At 66.8% G+C, this 12,740-nt stretch carries 12 protein-coding genes; 5 read left to right on the top strand and 7 right to left on the bottom strand.

Annotated features, from left to right (window positions below; translation table 11 throughout):
- Window positions 1-49 precede the first annotated feature (49 nt).
- Window positions 50-2,431: a TonB-dependent receptor gene (locus ACM61V_RS03050; protein WP_137787097.1), complete on the bottom strand. Its 2,382-nt coding sequence runs from the start codon at window positions 2,429-2,431 to the stop codon at window positions 50-52.
- Between the two features lie 119 nt (window positions 2,432-2,550).
- Between ACM61V_RS03050 and ACM61V_RS03045 the strand changes: the two genes are divergently transcribed.
- Window positions 2,551-3,180 (top strand): TetR/AcrR family transcriptional regulator, encoded by a 630-nt coding sequence (locus ACM61V_RS03045; RefSeq protein ID WP_137787045.1) that lies wholly within the window; start codon window positions 2,551-2,553, stop codon window positions 3,178-3,180.
- Window positions 3,181-3,359: 179 nt separating this feature from the next.
- Here ACM61V_RS03045 and ACM61V_RS03040 read toward each other — a convergent pair whose 3' ends face one another.
- The 3 genes from ACM61V_RS03040 to sucC form a co-directional block, all read right to left on the bottom strand.
- Window positions 3,360-4,289 (bottom strand): electron transfer flavoprotein subunit alpha/FixB family protein, encoded by a 930-nt coding sequence (locus tag ACM61V_RS03040; protein ID WP_137787046.1) that lies wholly within the window; start codon window positions 4,287-4,289, stop codon window positions 3,360-3,362.
- Window positions 4,286-5,035: an electron transfer flavoprotein subunit beta/FixA family protein gene (locus ACM61V_RS03035; RefSeq protein WP_137787047.1), complete on the bottom strand. Its 750-nt coding sequence runs from the start codon at window positions 5,033-5,035 to the stop codon at window positions 4,286-4,288. Before ACM61V_RS03035 ends, ACM61V_RS03040 begins: the two co-directional genes overlap by 4 nt.
- 297 nt (window positions 5,036-5,332) lie before the next feature.
- Window positions 5,333-6,532 (bottom strand): ADP-forming succinate--CoA ligase subunit beta, encoded by a 1,200-nt coding sequence (gene sucC / locus ACM61V_RS03030; RefSeq protein ID WP_137787048.1) that lies wholly within the window; start codon window positions 6,530-6,532, stop codon window positions 5,333-5,335.
- A gap of 147 nt (window positions 6,533-6,679) precedes the next feature.
- Between sucC and ACM61V_RS03025 the strand changes: the two genes are divergently transcribed.
- Both ACM61V_RS03025 and ACM61V_RS03020 read left to right on the top strand, forming a co-directional pair.
- The gene (locus tag ACM61V_RS03025) at window positions 6,680-9,418 is read left to right on the top strand and encodes an ATP-dependent DNA helicase (protein WP_137787049.1); all 2,739 of its coding nucleotides are present in this window, start codon (window positions 6,680-6,682) and stop codon (window positions 9,416-9,418) included.
- Window positions 9,415-9,954 carry a SixA phosphatase family protein gene (locus ACM61V_RS03020; protein WP_137787050.1) on the top strand — a complete coding sequence of 180 codons (540 nt, stop codon included), beginning with the start codon at window positions 9,415-9,417 and terminating at the stop codon, window positions 9,952-9,954. The genes ACM61V_RS03025 and ACM61V_RS03020 overlap by 4 nt, the downstream gene beginning before the upstream one ends.
- Window positions 9,955-9,957: 3 nt before the next feature.
- On the opposite strand, the gene ACM61V_RS03015 is transcribed toward ACM61V_RS03020, so the two are convergent.
- Both ACM61V_RS03015 and ACM61V_RS03010 read right to left on the bottom strand, forming a co-directional pair.
- Window positions 9,958-10,476, bottom strand: coding sequence for a YceD family protein (locus ACM61V_RS03015; protein ID WP_137787051.1), 519 nt, complete (start codon window positions 10,474-10,476; stop codon window positions 9,958-9,960).
- Entirely contained in the window at window positions 10,473-10,982 is a 510-nt protein-coding gene (locus ACM61V_RS03010; protein WP_249341563.1) for a ubiquinol-cytochrome C chaperone family protein, read from the bottom strand. Before ACM61V_RS03010 ends, ACM61V_RS03015 begins: the two co-directional genes overlap by 4 nt.
- 100 nt (window positions 10,983-11,082) lie before the next feature.
- On the opposite strand from ACM61V_RS03010, the gene ACM61V_RS03005 reads away from it, so the two are divergent.
- Window positions 11,083-11,553 (top strand): outer membrane protein assembly factor BamE, encoded by a 471-nt coding sequence (locus tag ACM61V_RS03005; protein ID WP_137787053.1) that lies wholly within the window; start codon window positions 11,083-11,085, stop codon window positions 11,551-11,553.
- A 125-nt stretch (window positions 11,554-11,678) separates the two neighbouring features.
- Entirely contained in the window at window positions 11,679-12,176 is a 498-nt protein-coding gene (locus ACM61V_RS03000; RefSeq protein WP_137787054.1) for an RcnB family protein, read from the top strand.
- 56 nt (window positions 12,177-12,232) lie between these two features.
- On the opposite strand, the gene ACM61V_RS02995 is transcribed toward ACM61V_RS03000, so the two are convergent.
- Window positions 12,233-12,679, bottom strand: coding sequence for an Lrp/AsnC family transcriptional regulator (locus ACM61V_RS02995; RefSeq protein ID WP_137787055.1), 447 nt, complete (start codon window positions 12,677-12,679; stop codon window positions 12,233-12,235).
- Between the last annotated feature and the right edge of the window lie 61 nt (window positions 12,680-12,740).

Below are 12,740 nucleotides of genomic sequence, written 5' to 3'. Positions count from 1 at the left end.
GTCGCCCGCCAGTGCGGACGCCGGCCCCGGTTTGCATCAACCTAACGGATCAGAACTTCGCGGTGAAGGTAGCGAATACCTGGCGGGGATTTCCATAAAAGGCGGTGGCGACACCCTCCTTGCCCAGCGTCGCGACATAGCCCTGCCCGTTGGTGATGATCTGGCCGGCGGCGTTCAGCGGGTTACCGGCGATATCGGTCTTGATGTACTGATAGCCGGCGGTCTTGTACCGCTTGTCGGTCAGATTGCGGCCGTAGACACCGAGCGAGAACCGCCGGTTCGAGCCGAACGCATAGGTCACGCCCGCGTCGAGCAGCGCGTAACCGGGCTGATCGAGAAACGGGCTCGCCGTTTCGAACTGGTGCGTCAGGCTGCGGTATGACAGCGTGGTGTTCGCGGTGAACAGGCTTTCGCCTGCCGGCAGGTTGAGCGTTGCGGTGCCGGAGGCCGTCCAGTGCGGAGTGTTCTGAAACACGCGGACGCCCGAGATATCCACCGGCGCCTGACCGGCGGCGATGCTCGCCAGGAAGCGGTTGTACTTCGCATCGATATAGCCAAGCGTGCCGGCGAGATTGAACGACGAGCCCACCCCCGCGAAATCCCGTGCAAGCTGAATATTGGTCTCGGCCTCGACGCCCTTGATCGTCGCCTTGGCAGCGTTGGTGGTGATGCCGCAGAAGCTCGAGACGCCATTGACGGTGCACGCCGACGATCCGGGCACCTGCACGTCGGTGTAGTTCGAATAGAAAGCGTCCAGCGCGTAGGTCCAGCGGCGATCGAACAGCGATCCCTTGTAGCCGACTTCGTAACTCGTCACCGTTTCGGGCTTGAACAGCAGGTAGTTGTAGATCTGGTTGTAGGTCGGGGTGGTTGCCGGCGGAGTGATCGGTGCGCTGGAGCCGGCGCCACGCGGATCGAAGCCGCCGCCCTTGAAGCCTTCCGAATAGGAGGCATAGATCATGTGATCCGGCGTGATCTTGTAGCTCAGCGAGGCGCGCGGAGTGAATTTCTTGAAATTCGCCGTGCCGCGGAAATTGGTCGCGGGGGCGCCGAGCAGGATCGGGTTGCCGCCGAATTCGGCCGTTGGACCGTTCAGGTAATTGGCCTTGAAGATGTATGATCTGCGCTCGTCCCAGGTGTAGCGGCCACCTACCGACAGGCTGAGTTGATCGGTGAAATCGAAGGTGAAATCGCCGTAGATCGAACTGGTTTCGGTCCGCACATCACCCGCGGTATATCCGTCCAGCCGCGGCAACACCGTGCCACCCGTGGTGTACAGCAGGACATCGAAGCCGGTGGAGGCTTTCGCGCCGAGATAATAATAGCCGATCAGGCCGTTCAGCCGCTCGCTCTTGTAGAGAAGCTGGAATTCCTGGCTGGTCTGCTCGTTCCGATAGACTGCCGGCACGTCGACATCCACCGCCGGGAGCGAATCGAAATCGATCGGCGTGAAGGAGCGATCCTTGCGCCACGCGCTGATGCTGCGCAGCGTGAAGTGATCCGACAGCTCGGCGTTGACCGTCATCGAGAGCCCGCCGCCCTGGATATCCTGCTTCGGACTGTTCAGGCCCGCGCGCGTATCGAACACATCCGGTAGCACCGGCGCGCCGGATTGCAGGCCGGGAATCAGGCGGTGGCCGTTGCGCGGGTTGGACGTGTCGTGCGTGTAATCGCCGGTGATGCGGATGAAGAGGCGCTTGTCGGGAGATTCGAACTCCACCGTTCCACGGCCCGCCCACAGTTTCTTGTTGTAATTGTCGATGCCGAGATTGAGGTTGCGGCCGAACCCGTCGCGCGTCAGCCGCGCGCCGGAAACGCCGACCTTGAACATGTCGCCGATCGGGGTGGAGAGACTGATGACGCCATCGGCCTGGTTATAGCTGCCGTAGGTGGCCTTGAACGTGGCGCTCGGCACGTCGGCCAGCTTCCTGGTGACGTATTTCACCGCGCCACCGATCGTGTTGCGGCCATAGAGGGTGCCCTGCGGACCGCGCAGCACCTCGATCCGCTCCACATCGTACACGTCGAGCACCGCAGCCTGCGGCCGGTTCAGGTACACGTCGTCGAGATATACGCCCACGCCCGCCTCGAAGCCCGGCACCGGATCCTGCTGGCCGACACCACGGATAAAGGCGGAGAGCGTGGAATTGGTGCCGCGCGATACCTTCAGCGTGGTGTTCGGCGTGGTGTTCTGGATGTCGGTCAGGTCGATCGCACCGCTCTTCGCCAGCTTGTCGGCGGTAAACGCGGTGACGGCGACCGGCACGGATTGCAGCGTTTCCTCGCGGCGACGCGCGGTGACGACGATATCGTCACTGGATGCCGCGGGCGCATCGGAAGCCGCCTGTGGCGCTTCCTGCGCGAGCGCAGGCGCTCCGGCCACGAGCGCGATGGCGGCGGCGCCGCTGCGCAGCGCGGCATGCGAACGGATGAACGTGAACAAGTCGAATCCTCCCCTTTGCGGCGCGTCGCTTGCCTGCGAACTTGTGCGCCGAACGGAACCGCAATAATGAAACTTGAACCAGGATTCAACTTGGATATGGGGGTCGGATGGATCAGCCGGGGGTGAAGGAGCCGACCGCCACGTCGGAGAATGCCGCAAAGCGCCCGCGGACGGCGCGGGGGGAGCGCACGCAGCGTGCGATTCTCGACGCGGCGGCGCTGGAATTCGGCGAGCACGGCTTCCACGCTGCTTCGATCAGCGGGATCACCCGGCGCGCGGGCGTGGCGCTGGGAAGCTTCTACACCTGGTTCGATTCCAAGGACGCGGTGTTCCGTGCGCTGGTGCGCGATATGTCCGATCAAGTGCGCGATCAGGTAGGCCCGGCGATCCGCGCCGCGCCCACGCAGATCGCGGCGGAGCGCGCGGGGCTGGAGCATTTCCTGACGTTCGTGCGCGGGCACAAGGAGATCTATCGCATCATCGACGAGGCTGAGTTCGTCGACCCGGAAAGCTTCCGCCTGCATTATTCGACCACGGCGGAGCGCATCCGCGAACGGCTTCAGGCGGCAGCGGCGCGGGGAGAGTTGATCGACGAGGTGGGCGAGGTACATGCCTGGGCGATCATGGGGATGAACGTGTTCCTCGGCCTGCGCTTCGGCGTGTGGGCGGACGATGCGCCGACCGCGGAGATCGCGGACCAGATCGCGACCATGCTGGCGCGCGGCTTGCAGCGCTAGCGGCGCGCTGCGGACGGTGCGCGGCCGATCGCCCGCCCGTCGCGATAGCGCAGCGATTCATCGGCCACGCCAGCACAGGAAAGGCGGCCCCCCGAGGCGAGGAGCCGCCCTTACAGTCAACCCGAACCGGGGCACCCCGCACGCTACGCCAGGCAGCGAACGGAGTGCGCCCCGGAGAATCACAGCTTTTCGGTAAGCTCCGGCACGATCTTGAACAGATCGCCGACCAGGCCGATGTCCGCCACCTGGAAGATCGGGGCATCCTCGTCCTTGTTGATGGCGATGATGGTCTTGCTGTCCTTCATGCCCGCAAGGTGCTGGATCGCGCCGGAAATGCCGACCGCGATATAGACTTCCGGGGCGACGATCTTGCCGGTCTGGCCGACCTGATAATCGTTAGGCACATAGCCGGCATCCACCGCCGCGCGGCTCGCCCCGACGCCGGCGCCGAGCTTGTCGGCAAGCGGCTCGATGATCGTGTGGAAGTTCTCGCTGTTCTGCAGCGCGCGGCCGCCCGACACGATGATCTTGGCCGAGGTCAGCTCCGGCCGTTCGGACTTGGCGATCTCCTGCCCCTCGAAGGTGGAGAGGCCCTTGTCGCCGGTCGCGCCGACCGCCTCGATGGCGCCCGAACCGCCCTCGGCCGCGGCCTTCTCGAACGCGGTGCCGCGCACCGTGAGCACCTTCTTCGCATCCGACGTCTGCACCGTGGCGATCGCATTGCCGGCGTAGATCGGGCGCGTGAACGTGTCCTCGCCCTCGACGGACAGGATGTCGCTGATCTGCATCACATCAAGCAGCGCGGCGACGCGCGGGGCAACATTCTTGCCATTGCTGGTGGCGGGCACGACGAAGGCGTCGTGATGTCCCATCAGCTCCGCGACGAGCGGCGCGACATTCTCGGCCAGCGCATGGGCATAGGCCGCGTCGTCCGCGACATGCACCTTGCCGACGCCGGCGATCTTCGCGGCCTGCTCGGCCACGCCGCCGACGCCCTGACCGGCGACGAGCAGATGCACTTCGCCAAGCTTCGACGCGGCGGTCACCGCGGAAAGCGTGGCGTCCTTGACGGCCTGACCGTCATGTTCGACCCAGACGAGCGTCTTCACTTGGCAACTCCCATCGCCTTGAGTTTCGCGACCAGTTCGTCGACATCGGCGACCTTGACGCCAGCGGTGCGCTTCGCCGGCTCGACGACCTTGAGGGTCTTGAGCCGCGGGGTGACGTCGACGCCGTAATCGGCGGGCGTCTTCGTCGCGAGCGGCTTCGACTTCGCTTTCATGATGTTCGGCAGGGACGCATAGCGCGGCTCGTTGAGCCGCAGATCGGTGGTGACGATCGCGGGCAGCTTGAAGCTGTCCGTCTCGAGCCCGCCGTCCACCTCGCGCGTGACCTTCACCGTCTCGCCGGACACCTCCACCTTCGATGCAAACGTGCCCTGGCCCCAGCCGAGCAGGCCCGCGAGCATCTGGCCGGTCTGGTTGTTGTCGTCGTCGATCGCCTGCTTGCCCAGGATGATGAGGCCGGGCTGCTCCTCGGCGGCGATCTTCGCGAGGATCTTGGCGACGCCGAGCGGCTCCACCTTGTCCTCGGCGGTGACGAGGATCGCGCGATCCGCGCCCATCGCCAGCGCCGTACGCAGCGTTTCCTGCGCCTTGGCCTCGCCGATCGAGACCGCGACGATCTCGGTCACGACGCCCTTTTCCTTCAGGCGGATCGCTTCCTCGACGGCGATTTCGTCGAACGGGTTCATCGACATCTTCACGTTGGCGAGGTCGACGCCCGACCCGTCCGCCTTCACGCGAGGCTTCACGTTGTAGTCAAGCACCCGCTTGACCGGAACCAGCACCTTCATCGGCAACATCTCCATTGGCGCTATCTTCGAACAGTGGGTTCGCTAATGCCGGAGAATCCGCGCAAGTCCAGCCCAAACGCCTTTAGCCGACCCGTGGTTCAGCTATCCCGCTGGTTGTCGCATCGACAATATCGCTACGGAAAGCGCGACTTGCCGCACGATCGATTGCTGGCGGCGCGTCGCGATACGGGCGGGCACAAAAACGGCGGCGGAAAGCGCATCCGCCGCCGAATCCTTCTTCCGGTACGCTGCCTCGAGCCCCGCGCCGCGGGATTCGGGGCGGCGCGATGTCGCCGGTCAGGCTACCTGCTTGACCTCGGCGACGATCTTCTTTGCGGCATCGCCCAGATCGTTCGCCGGCACGATCGCGAGGCCGGAATTGGCGAGGATCGCCTTGCCCTGCTCCACGTTCGTCCCTTCGAGGCGCACGACGAGCGGCACCGACAGGTTCACTTCCTTCGCCGCGGCCACAATGCCCTCCGCGATGATGTCGCAGCGCATGATCCCGCCGAAGATGTTGACGAGGATGCCCTTCACCGCCGGATCGGAAAGGATGATCTTGAAGGCCGCCGTCACCTTCTCCTTCGTGGCGCCGCCGCCGACGTCGAGGAAATTGGCCGGGAACATGCCGTTCAGCTTGATGATGTCCATCGTCGCCATGGCGAGCCCGGCGCCGTTGACCATGCAGCCGATATCGCCATCCAGCTTGATATAGGCCAGGTCGTACTTCGATGCCTCGAGCTCGGCCGGATCCTCCTCGGTCTCGTCGCGCAGCTCGGCGAGATCCTTGTGGCGGAACATCGCATTGCCGTCGAAGCCGACCTTGGCGTCGAGCACCATCAGCTTGCCGTCGTCGGTGACGGCGAGCGGGTTGATCTCGATCTGCGAGGCATCGGTGCCGAGGAAGGCGTCATAGACCTTGCCGGCGAGGCTCTGCGCCTGCTTGGCGAGATCGCCGGTCAGCCCCAGCGCGTTGGCGACGGCGCGGCCGTGATGCGGCATGAAGCCGGTCGCGGGATCGACATCGAACGTGTGGATCTTCTCGGGCGTGTCATGCGCGACCGTTTCGATATCCATGCCGCCCTCGGTGGAGACGACGAAGGCGACGCGGCCGGTGGCGCGGTCGACCAGCAGCGCGAGGTAGAATTCCTTCGCGATGTCCACGCCGTCGGTCACGTACAGGCGATTCACCTGCTTGCCGTGCTCGCCGGTCTGAATCGTCACCAGCGTGTTGCCGAGCATGTCGGTTGCCGCCGCGCGCACTTCCTCTGCCGTCCTGGCGAGGCGAACGCCGCCCTTGGCTTCCGGCGGCAATTCCTTGAACTTGCCCTTGCCGCGCCCACCCGCGTGAATCTGCGCCTTCACGACGTAAAGCGGCCCAGGCAGCTTCTTCGACGCTTCCACCGCTTCTTCGACGGTCATCGCCGCATGGCCGGCGGGGACGGGTACGCCGAACTTCGCGAGCAGTTCCTTGGCCTGATATTCGTGGATGTTCATGGGATGCGCGGCCTCACCATAAGGGAAATCACGCGCGCCTAAAGCACAGGGGGGCAGGGGAATCCACCCCGCGATTGCCCCAGGGGCAAGAAGAAGGGCTCCGCCGGTTGCGATCGGTTGCCAATCTGTTCTGCCCGGCGCATGGCGATGGGCGTGACGGCGTTCCCTTATCCCGCCCTTCATGCGAGCCATTCGGGCACGTGGATCGCCCATGACGGCGAAACCCGCGCGATCGGGCGCGGCGAGGCGATCCGCATCGCCGCCGACACGCCGGTCGTGCTGCTCAACGCGCCGCTGATCGGGCAGCGGCTGGGCTATGCCGAGCTGTCGGGGCTGGATCTGCTCGAGCTGTTCGCATTCCTGAAACCGGCGCAGTTCATGGTGCCAACGCCTAAAGGCCTCGCCGCCGTCACCGGGCTGAAGATGCCGGCTGACGAAAGTGCAGTGGCACCTTTCCTGCTCGCGGCGGCGAAGCGGCTGCTGGCGATTCCCGATGGCGACTGGCCCGAGCGGGAGGGCGCATGGACCGCCGCGCAGACGCTGTTCCGGCTGCGCTGGCCGTGGGCGCCGCTGCTCGCCGATCGCGTCACGCGCCCGCTGGCGGCCGAGCGCTGGCTGTTCTCGCGCCTGCCGGAATGGGAGGAGATCGCCCCACGCCCGATGCCGCGCACGATAGCGCTCGCCGGGAACGACGTGCAGGAGCGACTGGCGCGGCTTACCGGCGATGGGCGCGAGTCGCGACCCGGGCAGCGCGCCTATGCCGGAGCGGCGGCGGATGCATTCGCGCCGCGCGTCGCACGCGAATCGCCCAATCTCGTGCTGGCCGAGGCGGGGACGGGGATCGGCAAGACCCTGGGCTATCTCGCCCCGGCCTCGTTATGGGCGGAACAGGCGCAGGGCGCGGTGTGGATCAGCACCTACACCAAGGCGCTGCAACGCCAGCTCACCTATGAAACCATGCGGCTGCACCCCGATCCGGCGGTGCGCAAGGCGCGTGTCGTTACCCGCAAGGGGCGCGAGAATTACCTGTGCCTGCTCAATCTCGAGGATGCGCTCCAGGGCGGCTTCGCCGGCCGTGCGGCGATCCTGGCGCAACTGGTCGCGCGCTGGGCTGCCTATACGGCGGATGGCGACATGGTGGGCGGCGACTTGCCGGGCTGGCTTGTCACGCTGTTCCGTCGCAACGGACCGGCGGCGCTGACCGACCGGCGCGGCGAATGCGTCTATGCAGGCTGCCCGCACTACCGGAAATGCTTCATCGAGCGCGCCGCGCGCAATTCGGTCGAAGCCGACATCGTCATCGCGAATCACGCGCTGGTGATGGTCAACGCCGCGCGCGGGCGCGAAACGGCGACCCGCCCGACGCGCTACGTGTTCGACGAGGGCCATCACCTGTTCGACGCGGCAGACGGGATGTTCGCCACCGCGCTTACCGGACAGGAGGCGATCGAGCTGCGACGCTGGATCGTCGGGCCGGAAAGCGGCGGACGCGGGCGACGGCGCGGGCTGGCGGCGCGGCTTTCCGATGTCGCGAGCTATGACGAGGCTGGCGGTCGCGCGATCGGCGATGCGGTGGCGGCGGCGCAGGCGCTGGTGAGCGATGGCTGGCTTTCCCGCCTGGCAGAGAGTTCGCCCTTCGGGCCGCTCGAGGCGCTGCTGGGGGCGGTGCGGGGCGTGGTCTATGCGCGCGCCGAGCAGGCGGGTGACGCGGGTTATGGCCTGGAAACCGAGATCGCGGAGCCGCCCCCGGCACTGATCGAGGCCGCCGGCCCCGCCGCGCAGGCGCTGGATGCGCTGCTCCGCCCGCTTGTCACGCTCGGCAAGCGGCTGGAGGCCGTGCTGGCGGGGGCGCCCGACTGGATGGACGGGCAGGCGCGCGCGCGGATCGAAGGGGCGATCGCCTCGCTGGGCTGGCGTGCCGAGACGGTGGCGGCGTGGCTATCGCTGCTGGCGCGCGTAGGGGGGCCGGCGGACGCGGATTTTGTCGATTGGCTGGCGGTGGACCGGATCGAGGGGCGCGAATTCGATATCGGCCTCCACCGCCACTGGCTCGATCCGACGCGCCCGTTCGCGGAGGTGGTGCTCAAACCGGCGCATGGCGCGCTCGTCACCTCGGCGACGCTCACCGCCGGGGGCGACTGGAATACCGCGGAGGCGCGGGTGGGCGCGCCGCATCTCGCGATGCCGCCCGAAAGGTTCGAGGCGGCCAGCCCGTTCGATTACGCCGCCCAGGCCGAGGTGCTGATCGTCACCGACGTGAAGCGCGGCGATCAGGCCGCGCTCGCCAACGCCTATGCGCGGCTGATCGAGGCGGCGGGCGGCGGAACGCTTGGCCTGTTCACCGCGATCCGCCGGCTGCGCGGCGTTCATGCCGCGATTGCCGACCGACTGGCGCGCGCCGGGTTGCCGCTCCATGCGCAACACGTCGATCCGATCGACACCGGCACGCTGGTGGATATCTTTCGCGACGATCCGCACGCCTCGCTGCTCGGCACCGATGCGCTGCGGGACGGCGTCGACGTGCCGGGCGAATCACTGCGGTTGGTCGTGATGGAGGGCGTGCCCTGGCCCAAGCCAAGCGTGCTTCATGCCGCGCGGCGGCTGGCGGGCGGGGGCAGTGCCTATGACGATCGTATCGTCCGTGCGCGGCTGGCGCAGGCCTTCGGGAGGCTTATCCGATCCGCGAGCGACCGGGGGGCGTTTGTGCTCCTGTCGTCGGCGATGCCCTCGCGGCTGCTCACCGCTTTCCCCCCGGGGGTGGAAATCGCGCGCGTTCCGCTCGACACGGCCATCGCGCGGGTGCGGCAACGTCTTTCCTCCGACGCGCGTCTGGGGCATGAGGCGGCTCCCCGCCCGAACGGCCTTACGGAGAATGCCCGCTCGTGAAGACGCTGACGCTGTTGCGCCACGCCAAATCCGGGTGGGACGATCCGGTCGCGCGCGATTTCGATCGTCCGCTCAACGCCAAGGGCCGCCGCGCCGCAAAGGCGATGGGGCGGCATATGCGGACGCTCGGCCTTGCCTTCGATCATGTCGTCGCGTCGCCGGCGACTCGAGTCGTCGAGACGCTGGACGAACTCTCTGGTGGCTATGGCGAGACGATCGCGCCGGCGTGGGACCGGCGCGTCTATCTCGCCTCCGCGGGGATGCTGCTCGATGTGGTGCGCGAAACGCCCGCCGATGCGGGGCTGCTGCTGCTGGTGGGGCATAATCCGGGGCTGGAGGATCTCGTCCTGCTGCTGGTGCCCGACGATGGCGGTGCGCTGCGCGACGAAGTGGAGGAGAAATATCCCACCGCCACTCTCGCCGAGCTGACGTTCGATATCGACGATTGGGCCGACGCCGCGCCGGCGGGCGCGACCCTCACCCGATTCGTGCGACCGCGCGATGTGGATGCCGCGCTCGGGCCGGAGCGCGACTGAGCCTCATCGCTTGCCGAGCTTGCCCTTGAGCGCCGCGAGCGCACTGAACGGCCCGGCCTGATCCTCGCTCACCACACCCGCCTCGCGGAGAAATTCTGCCGCGCGCGGGCCGCGCGGGAAGGGATCGAGCGCCAGCACCAGCGTTTCCGCCGCCGCCTCGCCCAGATCGATCGCCCCGCCTTCTATCTCGATCGTGTCGAGCGCGTCCTCGCCGAGTTCCACCTCCTCGCCCGATTCGCTCGGCTGGACGAAACGCAGCGCGACTGCCTCGTCGACGCTGGCGGGCAGGGGATCGCCGGTGACCGAACAGGCCTGGGTGACATCGGCGGTGACCCGCCCCTCGGCATGGATCGCGGCCGCATCGCGGCGAACGGCGAAGGTCGCATCCAGCCGCTCGATCGAGAGCAGGCCGAAGCGGCCGGCGAGACGACGCCGCTCCTCCGCGTCGGCGGTGATCGAGACGGTGCGCGCCTCGCCGCCGATCGTGTCGAGCCGTTCGGGGCGGGAGAATTCCGGCGTCAAGGCAATTCCCCCCGCTCCAGCGCCTCGAGCGGCGCCGTTTTCAGCGCGGCGTGAAAGGCGAGCAGCCCTTCGCGCACATGCGCCACGGCTTCCGGCGCGGGCGGATCGCCGCGATACAGGTTGCGCGCCAGCGCCGCGTCCAGCGAGCCTTCCGCCACGCCCTCGCGATAGGCGCCGAGCCGGCCACCGAGCATCCCCATCATCCGGCCGACATGCTTTCCCACCACCATGTCGCCAAAGCCGATCTGGCGCACCTGCGCGTCCATATCGTCGATGAAGCGCTCGGTGAGATGCGCCACGAGCGCCGCCGCCGCCGGATCGTCCTCCAGCCGCATCAGCACGAACGCGGTGATCGCCGCGACCATGTCGAACCGCCCGTCGAGCGTATCGGGCACCGCGCCGGCGAGATACCAATGCGGCTGCCGCGCGCGCGCCACCACCGCCTGGTACAGCGGCAGCGCCGCCTCGGCGTCCGGCGCCTTGCGGAACCTGTCCAGAAAACCCACGCTCGTCCTTACCTTGTATCGTTGTGTCGCCCGGCATATTGAGGCGTTCGGCCGCGGACGCAATGTACCGCGCAAGCAAGCCCCTGTTCGCGGAGTATCCATGCGCCAACCCATCCTGATCGCCGCGCTCGCCGGGATCGTCCTTGCGGGCTGCACCCCGCTCCGGTCGCATCAGGGCTATATCGTCGATGCCGATCTGGTGAACGCGATCCAGCCTGGCATCGACAACCGCGAATCGGTGCTCGCAACGCTGGGGCACCCCACTTTCGCGGCGCAGTTCAACCAGGGCGACTGGTATTATTTGTCGCGCGACAGCCGCAATCTCTCCTTCAACCTGCCGAAGGTGAAGGATCAGCTCACGATGCAGATCAGCTTCGACGCCAAGGGCACGGTGACGGCGATTCGCCGCTCGGGCGCGGATCAGGTCGCGTCGATCACGCCGATGAAGAAGTCGACGCCGACCCTGGGTCGCAAGCGCAGCTTCTTCTCCGATCTGTTCGGCAACATCGGCGCAGTGGGCACCGCGGGCATGGGCGGCGGCGGAACCGGCGGCGGCCGCGATACCCCGTAACGCCGGCTTCAACCTTTCTCGTTCCTTACCGGCGCGTTCGCGATCGGTTCAGCGGCACCGATCGATATGTCGATCGTTGGTGGCGCGGCATTATCGCCCCGTCACTGCGGGAAAAGGAGAAACAGATGCGTAAGCTTATCATTGGGGCGCTCATGGCGGCCACCGCCTTTCCGGCGGTTGCGACGGCCCAGTCCAATGACGATCTGCGCCGCGATCGTCAGGATGTCCGCCAGCAGCAGTATGAGCTGGATCAGGCCCGCCGCTACGGCGACAATCGCGACGTTCGTCGCGAGCGCCGCGATCTGCGTGATGCCCGCCAGAATCTAGCTGAAGATCGCAACCGGACGTGGGCGCGTGACGACTGGCGCGGCTGGCGGGACAACAACCGCAATCTCTATGCGCGCGGCAACTGGAATGCCCCGTTCCGCTACCAGAATTTCCGGGCCGGCGTCCGCATCGCCCCGGCTTTCTACGGCCAGCGCTACTGGATCGCGGATCCCTGGCGCTATCACCTGCCGCCCGCTCGCCCGAACACGCGCTGGGTACGGCACTATAACGACGTGCTGCTGATCGATTACCGGCGCGGCATCGTGCTCGACGTGATCCGTAACTTCTACTGGTAAGCGGGTCATCCGGCCGCTGGCGCAAGCGTCAGCGGCCGGAGACGTGCTGCCGGAGTTCAGCCGCGCCGGTTACTGCGCATCGCGAAGCTGGAGGTGATTCGGTTGACGCCGGGAAGCCGCGTCAGGACGTCGCGGTGAAAGGCTGCATATTCCTCCATGCCGGCGATCTGCACGCGCAGCAGATAATCGCCCGCGCCGGTCATCAGATACCATTCGCGGACCTCTGGATACCGGCGCAGCGCGTGTTCGAAGCGGAGGAGATATTCCTCGGTCTGGCGCTCAAGTTCGACCTGGACGATCGCCACCGTTCCCTCGTCCGGTCCCGTCCCGGCGACAATTGCCGTATATCCCCGGATCACCCCCGATTGCTCCAGCAGCTTCACCCGGCGCAGGCAGGCGGACGCGGAAAGCCCCACCGACGCGGCAAGCGCGCTGTTCGTAATGCGCGCATCGAGGCGAAGCTGCGTCAGGATACGGCGATCGAACTCGTCAAGCCCCGACATGCTATATCTGCCATTTAGTCGAATATTCTGCGTCATTCGCATAGTTCGAGCAGCAATGCAT

Source organism: Sphingomonas sp. TX0543, from assembly GCF_048565505.1.
In the GTDB taxonomy this organism is placed as follows: domain Bacteria; phylum Pseudomonadota; class Alphaproteobacteria; order Sphingomonadales; family Sphingomonadaceae; genus Sphingomonas.
Note: the sequence above shows the minus strand (reverse complement) of the source record. Positions and strands in the feature narration are given on the sequence as shown.

What these genes read in the sequence shown, in the direction of transcription:
- ACM61V_RS03035 (WP_137787047.1), bottom strand. Translation starts at nt 5,035, where the DNA reads ATGAAGGTGCTGGTTCCGGTCAAGCGGGTGCTTGACTACAACGTGAAG.
- ACM61V_RS02995 (WP_137787055.1), bottom strand. Translation starts at nt 12,679, where the DNA reads ATGTCGGGGCTTGACGAGTTCGATCGCCGTATCCTGACGCAGCTTCGC.
- ACM61V_RS03025 (WP_137787049.1), top strand. Translation starts at nt 6,680, where the DNA reads ATGGGCGTGACGGCGTTCCCTTATCCCGCCCTTCATGCGAGCCATTCG.
- sucC (WP_137787048.1), bottom strand. Translation starts at nt 6,532, where the DNA reads ATGAACATCCACGAATATCAGGCCAAGGAACTGCTCGCGAAGTTCGGC.
- ACM61V_RS03005 (WP_137787053.1), top strand. Translation starts at nt 11,083, where the DNA reads ATGCGCCAACCCATCCTGATCGCCGCGCTCGCCGGGATCGTCCTTGCG.
- ACM61V_RS03000 (WP_137787054.1), top strand. Translation starts at nt 11,679, where the DNA reads ATGCGTAAGCTTATCATTGGGGCGCTCATGGCGGCCACCGCCTTTCCG.
- ACM61V_RS03045 (WP_137787045.1), top strand. Translation starts at nt 2,551, where the DNA reads ATGGATCAGCCGGGGGTGAAGGAGCCGACCGCCACGTCGGAGAATGCC.